Origin of the sequence: Nocardioides sp. Bht2 (assembly GCF_047308515.1) — a bacterium.
Classification (GTDB): domain Bacteria; phylum Actinomycetota; class Actinomycetes; order Propionibacteriales; family Nocardioidaceae; genus Nocardioides.
Genome location: NZ_JBLBWI010000001.1, coordinates 695,231 through 710,306, shown reverse-complemented (window position 1 = coordinate 710,306; position 15,076 = coordinate 695,231). Strand labels below are relative to the sequence as shown.

General features: G+C 68.1%; 13 protein-coding genes. 7 read left to right on the top strand and 6 right to left on the bottom strand.

Features of this window, described 5'->3' with window-relative positions:
• Positions 1 to 25: 25 nt before the first annotated feature.
• Both ACLM5J_RS03385 and ACLM5J_RS03380 read right to left on the bottom strand, forming a co-directional pair.
• Positions 26 to 2,914: a Na+/H+ antiporter subunit A gene (locus tag ACLM5J_RS03385; RefSeq protein ID WP_413654618.1), complete on the bottom strand. Its 2,889-nt coding sequence runs from the start codon at positions 2,912 to 2,914 to the stop codon at positions 26 to 28.
• Positions 2,915 to 3,095: 181 nt separating this feature from the next.
• Entirely contained in the window at positions 3,096 to 4,979 is a 1,884-nt protein-coding gene (locus ACLM5J_RS03380) for an acyl-CoA dehydrogenase (RefSeq protein ID WP_413654616.1), read from the bottom strand.
• Positions 4,980 to 5,150: 171 nt separating this feature from the next.
• Between ACLM5J_RS03380 and ACLM5J_RS03375 the strand changes: the two genes are divergently transcribed.
• The 3 genes from ACLM5J_RS03375 (at position 5,151) to ACLM5J_RS03365 (ending at position 7,589) form a co-directional block, all read left to right on the top strand.
• The gene (locus ACLM5J_RS03375; protein ID WP_413654615.1) at positions 5,151 to 5,609 is read left to right on the top strand and encodes an RrF2 family transcriptional regulator; all 459 of its coding nucleotides are present in this window, start codon (positions 5,151 to 5,153) and stop codon (positions 5,607 to 5,609) included.
• A gap of 124 nt (positions 5,610 to 5,733) precedes the next feature.
• On the top strand, positions 5,734 to 6,168 hold the full coding sequence (locus ACLM5J_RS03370; RefSeq protein WP_413654614.1) for a MarR family winged helix-turn-helix transcriptional regulator: 435 nt from the start codon (positions 5,734 to 5,736) through the stop codon (positions 6,166 to 6,168).
• Positions 6,165 to 7,589 carry an MFS transporter gene (locus tag ACLM5J_RS03365; RefSeq protein ID WP_413654612.1) on the top strand — a complete coding sequence of 475 codons (1,425 nt, stop codon included), beginning with the start codon at positions 6,165 to 6,167 and terminating at the stop codon, positions 7,587 to 7,589. Before ACLM5J_RS03370 ends, ACLM5J_RS03365 begins: the two co-directional genes overlap by 4 nt.
• Here the strand turns inward: ACLM5J_RS03365 and ACLM5J_RS03360 are convergent.
• Complete coding sequence (locus ACLM5J_RS03360) at positions 7,531 to 8,094, bottom strand: hypothetical protein (RefSeq protein WP_413654611.1); 564 nt, start codon at positions 8,092 to 8,094, stop codon at positions 7,531 to 7,533. The two genes, ACLM5J_RS03365 and ACLM5J_RS03360, sit on opposite strands and share 59 nt — an antisense overlap.
• A gap of 116 nt (positions 8,095 to 8,210) precedes the next feature.
• On the opposite strand from ACLM5J_RS03360, the gene ACLM5J_RS03355 reads away from it, so the two are divergent.
• The 3 genes from ACLM5J_RS03355 to ACLM5J_RS03345 all read left to right on the top strand — a co-directional run bounded on the left by ACLM5J_RS03355 (position 8,211) and on the right by ACLM5J_RS03345 (position 10,128).
• Positions 8,211 to 8,651 (top strand): nuclear transport factor 2 family protein, encoded by a 441-nt coding sequence (locus ACLM5J_RS03355; RefSeq protein ID WP_413654609.1) that lies wholly within the window; start codon positions 8,211 to 8,213, stop codon positions 8,649 to 8,651.
• Between the two features lie 176 nt (positions 8,652 to 8,827).
• Entirely contained in the window at positions 8,828 to 9,322 is a 495-nt protein-coding gene (locus tag ACLM5J_RS03350; RefSeq protein ID WP_413654607.1) for a SigE family RNA polymerase sigma factor, read from the top strand.
• The gene (locus ACLM5J_RS03345) at positions 9,319 to 10,128 is read left to right on the top strand and encodes a hypothetical protein (RefSeq protein WP_413654606.1); all 810 of its coding nucleotides are present in this window, start codon (positions 9,319 to 9,321) and stop codon (positions 10,126 to 10,128) included. Before ACLM5J_RS03350 ends, ACLM5J_RS03345 begins: the two co-directional genes overlap by 4 nt.
• A gap of 54 nt (positions 10,129 to 10,182) precedes the next feature.
• Here the strand turns inward: ACLM5J_RS03345 and poxB are convergent, their stop codons facing one another.
• The 3 genes from poxB to ACLM5J_RS03330 form a co-directional block, all read right to left on the bottom strand.
• Positions 10,183 to 11,916 carry a ubiquinone-dependent pyruvate dehydrogenase gene (gene poxB / locus ACLM5J_RS03340; RefSeq protein WP_413654605.1) on the bottom strand — a complete coding sequence of 578 codons (1,734 nt, stop codon included), beginning with the start codon at positions 11,914 to 11,916 and terminating at the stop codon, positions 10,183 to 10,185.
• Between the two features lie 72 nt (positions 11,917 to 11,988).
• On the bottom strand, positions 11,989 to 13,626 hold the full coding sequence (locus ACLM5J_RS03335) for an ABC-F family ATP-binding cassette domain-containing protein (RefSeq protein ID WP_413654603.1): 1,638 nt from the start codon (positions 13,624 to 13,626) through the stop codon (positions 11,989 to 11,991).
• Between the two features lie 81 nt (positions 13,627 to 13,707).
• Positions 13,708 to 14,346: a DUF2461 domain-containing protein gene (locus ACLM5J_RS03330; RefSeq protein ID WP_413654602.1), complete on the bottom strand. Its 639-nt coding sequence runs from the start codon at positions 14,344 to 14,346 to the stop codon at positions 13,708 to 13,710.
• A gap of 148 nt (positions 14,347 to 14,494) precedes the next feature.
• Between ACLM5J_RS03330 and ACLM5J_RS03325 the strand changes: the two genes are divergently transcribed.
• Positions 14,495 to 15,028 (top strand): DUF4232 domain-containing protein, encoded by a 534-nt coding sequence (locus ACLM5J_RS03325; protein ID WP_413654601.1) that lies wholly within the window; start codon positions 14,495 to 14,497, stop codon positions 15,026 to 15,028.
• The last annotated feature ends 48 nt before the right edge of the window (positions 15,029 to 15,076 follow it).

The following is a 15,076-nucleotide window of genomic DNA, read 5'->3' as shown; positions in this document are numbered from 1 at the left end:
CCTCCGGGGTGGGGCGGTAGGAGGCTCATAGTCGCAACGCCTGTTCTTCGGCCCGCTCTTCGCGCAGGATCTGCCGGTCGAGGCGGGAGCCGAGGGTACGCAGCAGGTCGAGGATCAGTCCGATCACGACCAGGTAGACACCGACGTCGAAGAGGACGGAGGTGACCAGGTGCGGTTCGCCCAGGACGCCGAGATGGAAGGTGAATTCCGCGCTCTGCAGCACCGCGCCGCCGAAGCCCAGCGGGAGGAGCGCGGCCGCGGTGGCGACGAAGAGACCGAAGCCCATCAGCACACCCGCGTCGATCGGGGCCGCCTCGTCGAGCTCGTAGCGACCACCGGCCAGGTACCGGACCATCAGGGCCAGGCCGACCACCATGCCGGCTGCGAAGCCACCGCCGACGTGGTTGTGGCCGGCGAGCAGTAGGTAGATCGAGAGCAGGACCATGGTGTGGAAGATCAACCGGGTGACGACCTCGAAAATGATCGAGCGGCGGTCCGGGCTCAGGGTCCGGGGCCCCGGCAGCCAGACTCGGCGACCGGGCGCGGTCGGGATCTTCTGCACGGTGTCGGGGTACGGAATCTCGTAGACCCGGCGGATGCCGGCGATCCGGGTGTCCAAGAAGATCAGGCTGGCGACGCCGGTCGCCGCTGCGACCAGAACCGAGATCTCGCCCATCGTGTCCCAGGCTCGGATATCGACCAGCGTCACGCTGACGATGCTGCGGCCACCGCCGTACTCCAGGGCCGGTCCGGGGAAGCCGACGGAGACCGGGTCCTCGCTGCGGGCGTTGGTGGTCAGCAGCATGAAGCCGGCGACGGCGATGCCGACCGCGGCGCCCAACGCCATCCGCAGATAGCGGCGGGGGCTGAGTGGCCGGTCCGTGAAGTACTCGGGGAGACGCCGCAGCACCAGCACGAAGACGACCAGGCTGGTGGTCTCCACCAGGATCTGGGTCAACGCAAGGTCCGGGGCGCCGTGCAGCAGGAAGAGCATCGCGGTGCCGTAGCCGGTGATCCCGACCAGGATGACCGCACGCATCCGGCGGCGCGAACGCACGGCGAAGAACCCGGCGATGACGGTCAGCGCGCCGACCACGGCCTGCACGGGGTTGTCCCAGAGGATCACCTCGTAGTCGTCGCCGAGCGAGCGGACCAGGACAGCGCCGGGAACCGCCAGCACGACCAGCAGGATGATGGCGAGGTAGGCGGCGACCGAGCCTCGTTGCGCGAGACCGGTCACCTCGACGGCGGTGCGGTCGACCATCCTCATCACAGCCCGGTAGGCGCCGTCCGCGCTGCGCTGCGGCGAGAGCGTGGCCTGCAACTGGGAGAAGCTGATCCGCTTGGTGAAGAGCCAGGTGCCCAACAGGAAGACGAGCAGCGAGAAGAGCAGCGGCAGCCCGAGCCCGTGCCACAACGCCAGCTCGGCGTGGTGGTAGCCCTCCGGATAGCGGTCGAGGTGCGGCTCGAAGAGGTGGGTCAGTGCCGGGCCGACGAAGCCGAGGACGAAGGTCGCCCCGGCGAGTAGGACCGGGCTGGCCGCGAAGCCGATCGGGATCGGGCGCACCACCGTCGGCGCGGTGTCGGGCTTGGCCGCGAAGGCGCCCCACAGGAAGCGGGCGGTGTAGGCGACGGTGAAGACGGAGCCGACCAGGATGCCGCCCAGGACCACCCAGGCGGCGAACGGCGAGATGTCGGTGCCGTCGCCGTTGGGGGCCTGCGCGACGTCGAGGAGTGCGGCGAAGACGCTCTCTTTGCCCACGAAGCCGAGCAGCGGTGGAAGGCCGGCCATCGAGGCACCGGCCAGGGTGGCGGCGATCGCGATGACCCGCATCTGGGACCCGACCCGGGAGAGTTCGCGCAGGTCACGGGTGCCGGTGCTGCGGTCGATGATGCCGACCACCAGGAAGAGTGCCGCTTTGAAGAGCGCGTGGGCCAGCAACATTCCGAGACCGGCGAGGGTGGCCGACCGGGTGCCCTCGCTGAAGAGCACCAGCAGGAAGCCGAGTTGGCTGACGGTGCCGTAGGCGAGCAGCAGTTTGATGTCGTACTGACGGATCGCGCGCCAACCGCCGAGCAGCATGGTGATCACACCGAGGGTCAGCACGATCTCGTGCCATCCGGGCACCATCGCGAAGGCGGGGGCCATCAGGGCGACGAGGTAGACACCTGCTTTGACCATGGAAGCGGCGTGCAGGTACGCGCTGACCGGGGTCGGTGCAGCCATTGCGCCGGGCAGCCAGAAGTGCAGCGGGAAGAGTGCCGACTTGCTGATCGCACCGACCAGCAGCAGGATCACCGCGGTCGTCGTCCAAGCACCGGACGGCGGGTCGGCCAGGATCTCGCTGATCCGGTGGGTGCCGGTCTGCTGGCCGAGCATCAGCATGCCGACCAACATCGCCAGGCCACCGAGGGTGGTCACGATCAGCGCCTGCATCGCGGCCACGCGGCTGGCCCGCTTGGCGGGGTCGGAACCGATCAGCAGGTAGGAGAAGACGGTGGTCAACTCCCAGAAGACGAAAAGGATCAGCAGGTCGTCGGCGAGGACCAGGCCGAGCATGGCGCCGGCGAAGCCGGTGAAGACACCGGTGAACATCGGAAGCGCAGGGTCGTCGTCCTCGAAGTACCAGGCGCAGTAGGCCAGGACGAGGACGCCGATGCCGCTGACGATCAACGACATCAACCACTGCAACGTGCCCATCGCGAACGCGAGTTCGAGATGGAGACCCGGGAGCCACTCCCAGGCTTCGACCAAGACTTCGCCGTCGGCGATCCGGTTGGTCAGGGTGAGCGTCCAGATGAAGGTGATCAACGGGACGCTGGCAAGAACGAGGAAAGCGCGCCTGCCCCAGAGCTTTACGAAGGCAGGGGAGAACGCGGCGATAGCGAAGTGGGCGGCAACAAGTGCAAGCAAGCGCGGGCCTTCGGTCGGGGGGCCGAATGGTCTCCGCTCATTCTACGGGTCCCGCGGGCGTGCTCCCGACCGCTTGCGCGTTCGTGAAACGGCCGGCGGCCACCTGCGGTAGTGCCTCACCGAGGACGCGGAAGGGCCGCCCCGCCGAAGCGGAACGGCCCTTCTCGGACGGCGTCTCAGATCAGAACGCGGCCTCGTCGAGGTCCATGATCGAGAGGTCGGTGGCTTCGGCCAGCGCCCGCTCCGCGGTGATCTTCGGGAGCACGTTGCGAGCGAAGTACTGCGCCGCAGCGACCTTGCCGGTGTAGAACGCCTTGTCCTTCTCGCTGACGTCGCCGCCGAGCTTGGCCAGGGCCACCTCGGACTGGCGCAGCAGCAGCCAGGAGCAGACGATGTCGCCGAGCGCCATCAGCAGGCGGCTGGTGTTCAGGCCGACCTTGTAGATGTTGCGCAGGTCGCCGCCCTCGGCGTTGACGTCGGCGCTCATCAGTTGACCGATCATGGTGGCCACGATCGCGTTGGCGTCCTCGAGGGCCTTGGCGAGCAACGCCCGCTCGACCTTGATCTCGGGGTTGCCGTCGGCGTCCTTGATGAACGCCTCGATCTCGCCGGCGACGTGGCCGAGAGCCTTGGCCTGGTCCTTGACGATCTTGCGGAAGAAGAGGTCCTGGCCCTGGATCGCGGTGGTGCCTTCGTACAGGGTGTCGATCTTGGCGTCGCGTACGTACTGCTCGATCGGGTACTCGGTCAGGAAGCCCGACCCGCCGAAGGTCTGCAGCGACTCGGTGCCCAGCAGCACCCAGGAACGCTCCGAGCCGTAGCCCTTGACGATCGGGAGGAGCAGGTCGTTGATCTTCATCGCCAGCTCGTCGTGCTCGCCGTTGGCCTCGGCGATCATCACCTTGTCCTGCCAGGAGGCGGTGTAGAGCACGAGGGCCCGCATCGCTTCGGCGTAGGACTTCTGCGTCATCAGCGAGCGACGTACGTCGGGGTGGTGGGTGATCGTGACCCGGGGAGCGGTCTTGTTGGCCGACTCGGTGAGGTCGGCGCCCTGGACGCGCTCCTTGGCGTACTCGAGCGCGTTGAGGTAACCGGTGGAGAGGGTGGCGATCGCCTTGGTGCCGACCATCATCCGGGCGTTCTCGATGACGTCGAACATCTGGGCGATGCCGTTGTGGACCTCGCCGACCAGCCAGCCCTTGGCAGGCTCGCCGCCGCCGACCTGCGGGTCGCCGAAGGTGACCTCGCAGGTGTTGGAGACCTTGATGCCCATCTTGTGCTCGACGTTGGTGACGTAGATGCCGTTCCGCTCACCGTTGAGCTCGCCGGTCTCGTGGTCGAAGTGGTACTTCGGCATCCAGAAGAGGCTCAGGCCCTTGGTGCCCGGGCCGCCAGCGCCCTCGACGCCCTCGGGGCGGGCGAGCACCAGGTGCATGATGTTCTCGCTCATGTCGTGCTCGGCGGAGGTGATGAACCGCTTCACGCCGGTGACGTTCCAGGAGCCGTCCTCGTTCGGGGTGGCCTTCGCGCGGCCGGCGCCGACGTCGGAGCCGGCGTCCGGCTCGGTCAGCACCATGGTGCAGCCCCACTGGCGCTCCACCATGATCTGCGCGACGCGCTCGTCACGGGCGACACCGTTGGCGTTGTTCCAGAGCACGCCGGCGAACGGGGCGCCGGCTGCGTACATGTGGATCGGTGCGTTGGCGCCGAGCACCATCTCGCCGATCGCCCAGTTCAGGGTCGGGGGCGCGAGCGTGCCGCCGAGCTCCTCGCGGATCTGGAGGCGCCAGAACTCGGCGTCCATCCAGGTCTGGTAGCTCTTCTTGAAGGAGTCGGGGATCGGCGCGGTGTTGGTGGCCGGGTCGAAGACCGGCGGGTTGCGGTCGCTGTCCTCGAAGGAGGCGGCGAGGTCTTCGCGGGAGAGACGCTCGACTTCGGCCAGCACCTCGCGGGCTGTGTCGAGGTCGACCTCGGTGAAGGGACCCTGGCCCAGGATCTCCTGCGTGTTCAGTACCTCGAAGAGGTTGAACTCGATGTCGCGAAGGTTGCTCTTGTAGTGGCTCACTGATCCACCCTTTTCCGTCCGGTCTGGTCGAGTCGGGCAGCTTGCTACCCGTCGGTAACTTCTATTGTGCTGGGTCGCGGCCTGCAAATCAAGGCGTCGAGAGCGATCTCGCCCAGGTTGTCGCCGTGGGGTGAGGGGAAAATTCGACCTGTGGTCTGACAGACTGCGTACATGCGCGTCTCTGCCAAGTCCGACTACGCCCTGCGTGCCCTCATTGAGATGGCGCGTCGGGAAGGCTCTGGTCCGGTGAGCGCCGAGGAGCTGGGGCGGCTTCAGGACATCCCGCACGGCTTCCTGCAGGCGATCCTGGCGGACCTCCGTCGCGCCGGAGTGGTGGTGTCGCAACGCGGCCAATCGGGCGGCTGGCGCTTGGCCGGCAAGCCGGAGAACGTCTCCATCGCCGACGTGATCCGCGCCGTCGACGGACCACTGGTCTCGGTCTACGGGCTGCGTCCGGAGGCGGTCTCGTACAACGGCAACGCCGAGGTCCTGCAGCACGTCTGGATCGCGGCTCGGCGCTCCTTGCGCGAGGTCTTCGAAGAGGTCTCGATCGCCTCACTCGCCGCTGGCGAGTTGCCTGAGGCGGTCACCTCCCGCACCGCCGATGAAGACGCCTGGCAGCCCCACTAGCCGCCGAGGGCGCACAAATAGCCCCCGAAGGCGCACGAATGGCCACCGAGGAGGCGGCTGAGGGTGGGGAAGCTTGCGCTCGAGGATTAATCAAGCAGCTTGATCAATCTGCTTTACTGGTTGCGTGGATGCTCGCAAGCCTGAAGACGCTCGCCAGTTGGCCAACGAGCTCGCTGACTTCCTGCGACCCGCGGTCGCCCGGATCGCGACGCTCCGCACGCTGTCGTCAGGCAAGGTCGGCGTGCTTCGGCATCTCTCGGTTCATGAGCGAGCCTCCGGTGCTGAGCTCGCTGAGGCGATCGGCGTCAGTGCTCAGGCGATCTCCTTGGTCACCAAGGAACTCCAGGGGTTGGCTTACATCGAGCGTCAGCCCGATGAGAGCGATCGACGCCGCACCTGGTTCGTACTCACCGAACAGGGCCGGGATCGTCTCGCTGCCGAGATCGCGGTCAGCAGAGGTTGGCTGGCGTCGGTCATCGAGGAGCGCCTCACCGCTGCCGAGCGTGCCGAACTCGCCGCCGTCATGCCGCTGCTGGATCGACTGGTGGCAGATCGATGACCACCGACCGCTCCCGATTGGTGCCGACGCTGATCTATGCGTCCCTGTCGACGGCGGTCGTCTCCTCGCTCGGCATGCTGTTGGTGCCGTCGATCGCGGCCGACATGGACGTCAGTATCAGCACGGCGCAGTGGATGTTGACCATCAACCTGCTGGCCGGAGCGATCGCGACGCCGGTGATGGGGCGCCTCGGCGATGGCCCCCACCAGAAACGGCTGCTTCTGATCGCCCTCGGCGTGGTCCTGCTCGGCTGCGTGGTCGCTGCCCTCGCGCCGACCTTCGAGATCTTCCTGATCGGCCGCGCGTTGCAGGGACTCACCTACGGAATCGTGCCGGTGACGATCGCGATCGCCCGCCAGCGAGTGGCTCCAGAACATGCGCGCAACGCCATCTCCAGTCTTTCGGTCACTGTCGCCAGCGGGATGGGGATCGGCTATCCGCTGACCGGCGTGATCGCCGGGAACTGGGAGTACCGCGCCGCCTTCTGGTTCGCGGCGCTCTTCGTGGTCACGGCGCTCGTGGCGGTCGCCCGCGGGGTCCCGGCCGACATCGTCGACGGCGTCGAGAAACGACCCTTCGACGTGCCGGGCACGCTGCTGCTCGCCTCCGGTCTCGGGCTGTTGCTGCTCGGGATCAGTGAGGGCGGCAAGTGGGGCTGGCGGTCGCTCGAGGTTGAGGCCGTACTGATCGCGGCCGTGGTGCTGCTCGCGTGCTGGGTCGTGGTGGAGCTACGAGCGTCGCACCCGTTGATCAACCTGAGGGTCTTCACCCGCCCCGACGTCCTGTTGGCCAACTCGACGGCGATCGCCCTGGGTGGCGCGCTCTACATCGGTCTCTCGGTCAGCAGCCTGGTGGCGCAGGCGCCCGAGGAGAGCGGTTACGGCTTGGCGCTCCCGGTCTTCTGGGCAGGGTTCGTGATGCTGCCGCTCTCGGTGGGCAGTTTCACCGCCAATCGGGTGGTGCGCCGGATCAGGCGCCGGATCGACCTTGCGATCCTGCTGCCGATCGGCGCCGGAATCATGGCGGGTGCTGCCGCGCTGCTCTGGGTCGCGCACTCCGAACTCTGGGAATTGCTGGTCGGGATGCTGCTCTTCGGCTGGGGTCTCGGCGCCAGCTACGCCGCGATGCCTGCGCTGATCGCGCGCAGCGTGGCGGCGGAGGAGTTGGGCAGTTCAGTCAGCTTCAACCAGGTACTCCGCACGGTCGGCAGCTCGTTCGGGACGGCGGTCTCCGCGGCTGTGTTGGCAGCCCATGCGGGCCCGGGCGGCGCAGCGACCGACGCCGGCATCGCGGGCACCTTCCAGGTGAGTGCGCTGCTGTGTGGTGCGGTCTTCGTGGTGCTGGCGGCGCACCGGCTGGTCTTCAGGCGGGGACACGCGTCAGCGCGGGAGCCACGCGACGCCGGGGACGCAGTCGGCTGACCGGGCGAACGGCGGGTACCCGGATCAGGTGACCGACGCCGGCCAGAGACTCGGCGAGGTCGATTGCAGCGGCGTCGTCCTCGAGGGCGAGCTGGTGCAGGTTGCGTGCGGGCAGGAGGCGAGCCCAGCGTCCCGCGATCTCGGTCGCCGTAGCGTCGGTGCCGGTGATCGCGACGTGGGTCTCCAGGCCGGCCAGGTGGTCGAGGATGAGCGCGGCCTGGCCGAGGTCGGCGTCGGCGTAGGTCGGCATGCTGACCACGACGTCCTGTTGCCCGCGCCAAAGATGCCGGGTGATCTCGGCCCAACTGCCTTCGACGTCGCGGCGCTCGAGGCCGACGGCGCGGTGGGTGCGGAGCATCTCGCGACTGGCCGCTTCGAGATCGTCGGCGGCCACGTCGAGGAGGTGGAGGCCCGCATCGGCGAGCAGGGTGCGGTGGGCCTCGAGTTCGACCTGGTCGATGTCGAGAGTCGGGCCGATGTGGAGCACGAGTCGGTTCTTGGCCATGGCGCGAGGCTGGCAGTCGGGCGTTGCGGTGCGACGAACGCAAGGTGAACAGCCCCGGTGGGCCGAGGTGAAATTCAAACCTAGAACATGTTCTAGATTCCGCGTAGTCTGCGGGCATGACGATCAACTGGAACGCAGCCGACGACGACCACCCCGCCCGCCGCGCCTCGCAGCGCTCGTACGCCGCCGTGGCGAAGGGCGACCTCGCCGAGTGGTTGACCGTCTATGCGCCGGACGCCGTCCTGGAGGACCCGGTCGGACCGTCGATGTTCGACCCCGAGGGCAAGGGCCACCACGGCCACGCCGGGATCAGCGCGTTCTGGGAGGAGGCGATCGCCCCGATCGGCTCGTTCGAGTTCACGATCAACGAGTCGTTCGCCAACCCCGGCAGCAACACCTGCGCCAACGTCGGCCAGATCAAGACCACCTTCCCCGACGGCAGCCACACCACCACCGACCTGGCGATGGTCTACATCGTCAACGACGCCGGCCAGGTCGTCTCGATGCGCGCCTTCTGGGAGCCCGAGCGGTCGATGGCGACCTTCACCCCTGCCTGAGCTGCTCAGAACTGGACGCGGCGGTGACCTCGGGGGAGGACACCGCCGCGTCCTGCTGTTCAAGGGTGGTTCGGCGGGTGAGCTTCCTCCTTGGCGGGAGTTCCTGAGGACCGGTGTGTGACACGGTGCGCGCTGACGGCGTCAAAGGTGGTGTCATCACATGAACCAGGAGAGACATGACCGACCAGAGCCGCACCGCCGCCTTCGAGGAGTTCGCACGTGCGCGGACAGCGCATCTGCTCCGCTCCGCGTGGCTGCTGTGCGGTAGCCGTACTGAGGCCGAAGATCTCGTCCAAGAGACGCTGGTCAAGGTGTATGTGCGGATGCACCGGATGCTCGCAGCCAAGCTCGACAATCCCGCTGCCTATGCGCAGACGACGCTGACCCGGACCTTCGTCAGCTCCCGACGCAAACGCAGCAGCACCGAGCAGCCGTACGCGGACCTGCCGGACGACGCGGTGAGCGACCATGCGGACGCGTCGACGCTGCGGGTCGACCTTGCCGAGGCGCTCGCCGAGGCGTCGCCGACCGATCGCGCGGTGCTGGTGCTGCGCTACCTCGACGACCTCTCGGTCGAAGAGGTGGCCGACATCCTCGGTCTCTCTCCTGGGGCGGTGCGTAACCGAAGCATGCGTGCGTTGGCGCGGATGCGTGAAAGGAGCCTTCGATGAAGGACGACGAATTCGCAGATCTGCTGGGCCGTGCCACCCGCGACATCCCTGCCGACGTCGAGCGGCTGGTGGCCGACGCCGGCGCCCAGGGGCGGCGCGCCCTCCGGCGCCGTCGGGTGGGTGCCGCCTTCGCGGCGGCCGGCGTCACTGCCGCGGTGACCTTCGGGGCCACGCTGCCCGATTGGGGTGGCGGCGACACTCCGACCCCGGTGGCGCAGCAGAGCCCCGGTTTCGCCAGCGCACCCAGCGGCGCGGCGTCGCCCGGCCAGTACCAGCAGCCGACCGAACCGGATCGGCCGATCACCATCGATCCGGAGGCCGTACCGCAGCTCGTGGGGGAGGCTGCGGGAGCCACCGAGATCGGTCCGCTCCTCGATCAGCACCCGTACTCGCTGGTCGCTGAGGAGAACGAGCTGATCCTGCACTTCCGGCTCGACGGCACCTTGACCACGGTGATGATCACGCCCGCCGATGAGTCGACATTCTGTCGTGCGCTGGCGCGGGGGTCGAAGGCAGAGAAGCGGATGGGCAAGGCACCCGGAAAGCTGGGCCAGCCCGCAATGACCTGCCGGGCGGTCGATGGCATCGAGGTCGCATCGGTCACCTCGGGACCGGTCGGCAGCGAGGTCAAGGTCGGCACCGCGATGGCCTGGAACCACGGTTACCGGATCGATGTGGTCTCCTACAACGTCGCGGCGGGGAAGAACGCCGACGGCAGCGAAGACGTGCCGGCGCTCCGCGAGCGGCCGTTGGTCGACGGAGACACCCTGGTCGACCTCGTCACCAGCGAGGCCTGGTTCGACTGACGCGGTTACGCGGGGTGTGGGCGCCAATCGGCTGCCCGCACCCCGAGCCGCTGCTCAGCTGAAGATCCTGCGGAACACGTTGGTGTCGGCGAGATCGACCAGCTCGTCACCGCGACCCGACATGATGGTGCGCAGCGCGTAGAGGGTGAAGCCCTTCGCCTGCTCGGCAGTGACCGTCGGCGGGATCGACAGTTCCTGGCGCGCGGTCACCACATCGACCAACGCCGGACCGTCATGGGCGAAAGCGGCGGCCAATGCATCGGCCAGCTCCCCCGGTTGCTCCACCCGCTGGGCATGCAGGCCGATCGCGGCGGCGACGTCGGCGAAGCTCGGGTTGTCCAGGTCGGTCCCGAAGTTCACGAAGCCCGCGGCCTTCATCTCCAGCTCGACGAAGTTCAGCGACGAGTTGTTGAAGACCACGATCTTCACCGGCAGCTTGTTCTGACGCAGGGTGAGTAGTTCGCCGAGCAGCATCGAAAGGCCGCCATCGCCAGACAGGGCGACGATCTGTCGTCCGGGGTAGGCGGTCTGCGCGCCGATCGCGTGCGGGACCGCGTTCGCCATCGTGCCGTGGGCGAACGACCCGATCAGTCGCCGCCGACCGTTCATCCGCAGGTACCGTGCGGCCCACACGACGGGTGAGCCGACGTCGGGGATGAAGACGGCGTCGTCGGTGGCGAGTTCACTGATCAGGCGGGCCACGTACTGCGGGTGGATCGGCTTCTTGTGATCATCGACCGCCAACTCGTCGAGCGCCTCACGCGCCTTGCGATAGTGCTTGACGCAGCTGTCGAGATGTTTGCGATCGGTCTTGGCGGGCAGCAGTGGGAGCAGCGCGTCCAGAGTGTCGCCGACGTCGCCGACCAGGCCGAGGTCCAGTTGTGCCCGCTTGCCCAACTGCTCGCCGCGGATGTCGACCTGGATGACTTTCGCCTTACTGGGCAGGAACTGACGGTAGGGGAAGTCGGTGCCGAGCATCAGCAGGGCATCGCAGCTCTCCATCGCCTTGTACCCCGAGGTGAAGCCGAGTAGGCCGGTCATCCCGACGTCGAACGGGTTGTCGTACTCGAGGAACTCCTTGCCACGCAGGGCATGGACGATCGGGGCCTGCAACTTCTCCGCCAGGGCGAGGACCTGTGCATGTGCACCTTCGGTGCCGGCGCCGCCCAGGATCGTCACCCGTGAGGCGCCGTCCAGGATCCCGACCGCGTGGGCGAGCTCGTCGTCGCTGGGCCGGATGATCGGGTGGCTGACGCTGATCGGGGCGGGCTCGCCAGATCTACCGGACGCTTTGGTCAGGAAGATCTCCCCGGGGATCACCACGACGGCGACGCCCCGCTTCTCGATCGCGTTACGGACCGCGATCTCCAGTACCCGCGGCAGTTGGTCGGGGGTCGAGACCAGCTCGGAGTAGACGCTGCACTCGCGGAAGAGCTCGTTCGGGTGGGTCTCCTGGAAGTACCCGCTGCCCACCTCGACAGCCGGGATCTGGGCCGCGATCGCGAGTACGGGGACGCGGGACCGTTGGGCATCGAAGAGCCCGTTGATCAGGTGCAGGTTGCCGGGGCCGCAGCTGCCGACACAGACCGCGAGCTCGCCGGTGAGGCCAGCGTCAGCGGCGGCTGCGAACGCCGCTGCCTCCTCATGCCGAACGTGCTCCCAGTTGATCGTTCCGGAGCGACGCAGCGCGTCGGTGAAGCCGTTGAGGGAGTCGCCGGGCACTCCGTAGACGCGGCTCACGCCCGCTCGTCCCAGTGTCGCCACGATGCCGTCTGCGATGGTCGCCATCAGTTCCGTCCTCCGAGCGTCGGAAATGCTGCCGCTTCGACAGTACCCACGAACGAGGCGGTGGCGACACGGTCAGCGCACGAGGACCTGCCCGTCCGCAACCTCCCAACGCTGATCGAGGCGGACGTTCTGCAACAGCCTGCGGTCGTGGGAGACCAACAGCAGCGTGCCCTCGTACTTTTCGAGGGCCTGCTCGAGTTGCTCGATCGCGGGCAGGTCCAGGTGGTTGGTCGGTTCGTCGAGGACCAGCAGGTTGACGCCACGGGCCTGCAACAGCGCCATCGCGGCGCGGGTCCGCTCCCCGCCGGAGAGTCGGCCGACCTCGCTGGCGACCTGGTCGGCCTTGAGCCCGAACTTGGCGAGCAGGGTGCGGACGTCGGCAGGCGTCATGTCGGGTAGCACCGATTCGAAAGCGTCGCCCAGGGGCAGCTCTTCGGCGAGGCCGGTGCGGGCCTGATCGATGCCACCGATGGCGACGGTGGCACCGAGGCTGGCGCGGCCGTCGTCCGGGGTGATCTCGCCGAGCAGCAGGGCGAGCAGGGTCGACTTTCCGGCGCCGTTGGGGCCGGTGATCGCCACCCGGTCGCCTGCGCTGACCTGGAGGGAGACGGGGCCGAGGGCGAAGTCGCCACGTCGGACGGTGGCGCAGTCGAGGGTGGCCGCCACAGTCGAACCGCGCGGAGCAGCCGCGATCTCGAACTGCAGGACCCACTCCTTGCGCGGCTCGGCGACCTCCTCCAGGCGGGCGATCCGCGACTCCATCTGACGTACCTTCTGCGCCTGCTTCTCGCTCGACTCGCTCTGCGCGCGGCGCCGGACCTTGTCGTTGTCCGGGTTCTTCTTCATCGCGTTGCGGACACCCTGGGAGCTCCACTCGCGCTGTGTGCGGGCGCGGGAGACGAGGTCGGCCTTCTTGTCGGCGAACTCTTCGTACGCCTCGCGGGCGTGCCGCTTGGCGGTGGCCCGCTCGGCGAGGAAGGAGTCGTAGCTGCCGTCATAGACGGTGATCTCGTTCTGGGCCAGGTCCAGCTCGACCATCCGGGTGACGCAGCGGGCCAGGAACTCGCGGTCGTGGGAGATGAGCACCACGCCGGCACGCAGGTTGGAGACGAACGACTCCAGGCGTTCGAGTCCGGCCAGGTCGAGATCGTTGGTGGGCTCGTCGAGCAGGACGACGTCGAATCGGCTCAACAGCAGGGAGGCGAGGGCGACCCGGGCTGCCTGGCCGCCGGAGAGCGACGTCATCAGCGCGTCGGCGCCGACCTCGAGTCCGAGCTCGGCCAAGGTGCCGGGGATCCGGTCGTCGAGATCGGCGGCGCCGCTGGCCATCCACCGGTCGAAGGCGACCGCGTAGGCGTCGTCGGCTCCGGCGACGTCGCTGCCGAGCAGAGCGGCGCTCTCCTCCATCGCCCGGGTGGCTTCGGCGGCACCGGTCCGGCGGCCGATGTAGCCTGCGATCGTCTCGCCTTCGAGCCGCTCGTGCTCCTGCGGTAGGTAGCCGACGAACGCGTCGGCGGGCGCCGTCGACACGGTGCCTTCGAGGGGGGTGTCGATTCCGGCGAGCAGCCGTAGCAGCGTTGACTTGCCGGCACCGTTGGCGCCCACCACGCCGACGACGTCACCGGGGGCAACGGTCAGGTTGAGCCCTTCGAACAGGGTCCGGTGGCCGAACCCTCCAGCCAGGTCTTTTGCTACGAGGGTGCCGCTCACGGCGCCATCCTAGGCGCGGCCTGCGTTGGCGACGTCATACGGTCCGTGGAGCCGCTTCCTCGGAGCTATGACGTCCTGGGGCTACTCCAAGGTGTCGGTACGGGCGGCGATCCACTCGACGAGAGGGCGCAGTTCGCGCCAACCGGTCCGGACGACGTCGACCAGCTCGGGGGAGTGGATCACCGGTTCGAAGCCGAGCGACCGGTTGACGAAGAGCGAGCGGTGGCGGAGCAGGTCGATCCGGGGATGGTCGGCGTCGTAACCGCGGGGCTTCGTCTTGAGGGTGTCGCCGCCGATCTCCCAGCTGTTCTTCCCGAGCCGCTTGAGGATCTTCTCGAGTTCGGCTCCGGTGAGGTCGTTGTCGATCGCAGCCCGGACGGCGGCCAATCGCTGTGCGCTGGCCTCGTAGAAACCTCCTCCCAACCGGACACCGCGCGCGGAGAGTTCGAGGTACCACCCGGTGGCCGGTGCCACTCCGACGAAGGCGCCCTGGTGGGTCTTGTAGGGCGTCTTGTCCTTCGCGAACCGCACATCTCGGTATGGCCGGAAGATCTTCATCGCCCCGAACTCGGGCTCCAGAGTGGTGGCGAGTGCCTGGAACGGTGCTTTGACGGCGTCGTTGTAGGTGGCTTTGTGCGCCTCCCAATACGACTTGGTGTTGTCGATCTCCAAGTCGTCGTAGAAGTCGAGCGCTGCCTCGGTGAAGCCGGTGAAGTCCACGTGGCCACGGTAGTCCGTGGCCGCTCGGCGCCTGGTGGCGCGGGTGGAGAGTTTCTTCGGTGATTCTCAGGCGCCACCTCTCGCGGATCGACGTCGAGAGGCGTTTGCTGGAGGGACGGGGCAAGCCCGCACAGGCGAAGGAGGACGGATGCGAACGTCAGGGTCCACCGCCGGATGGCGTCGAGTCGGGGCAGCGGCCGGGGTGCTGGTCATCGCCGGGCTGCTGATGCCGGTGACTGCCGCGCCGCAGGCAGGCGCGGCCGCGCCGCCGTCATGTACGGCGGGGATGACGAAGGTCAGTTTCCGGGCACTCGACGGGGCGGCGGGTTCGGTCTACGGCCGGATGCGGGTCAGGAACGTCTCGAACCACACCTGCACGATCCGCGGCTACGGCGGCATCTCGTACGTCGGGTACGGCAACGGGACCCAGATCGGGGCGCCGTCCCAACGTGAGCCTGCCGTCGTCCGGACGGTCACCCTGCGACCGCAGCAGGTCGCCAAGGCGCGGGTCCGGATGGTCGAGGCCGGCAACTACGGGGTACGACGCTGCCGTCCGACGGCGGTCGACGGCTTCCGGGTCTACCTACCCGGTGAGACTCGCTCCCAGTTCGCCCGGTACACGACCACGGGGTGCCGTAACCCGAACGTGCACCTGCTGTACTCCCGCCCCTACCGCGGCTAGGGGCGAACTTGATGCGACCTGGATGTCGGAGCCGGGTGCAGCGATGAA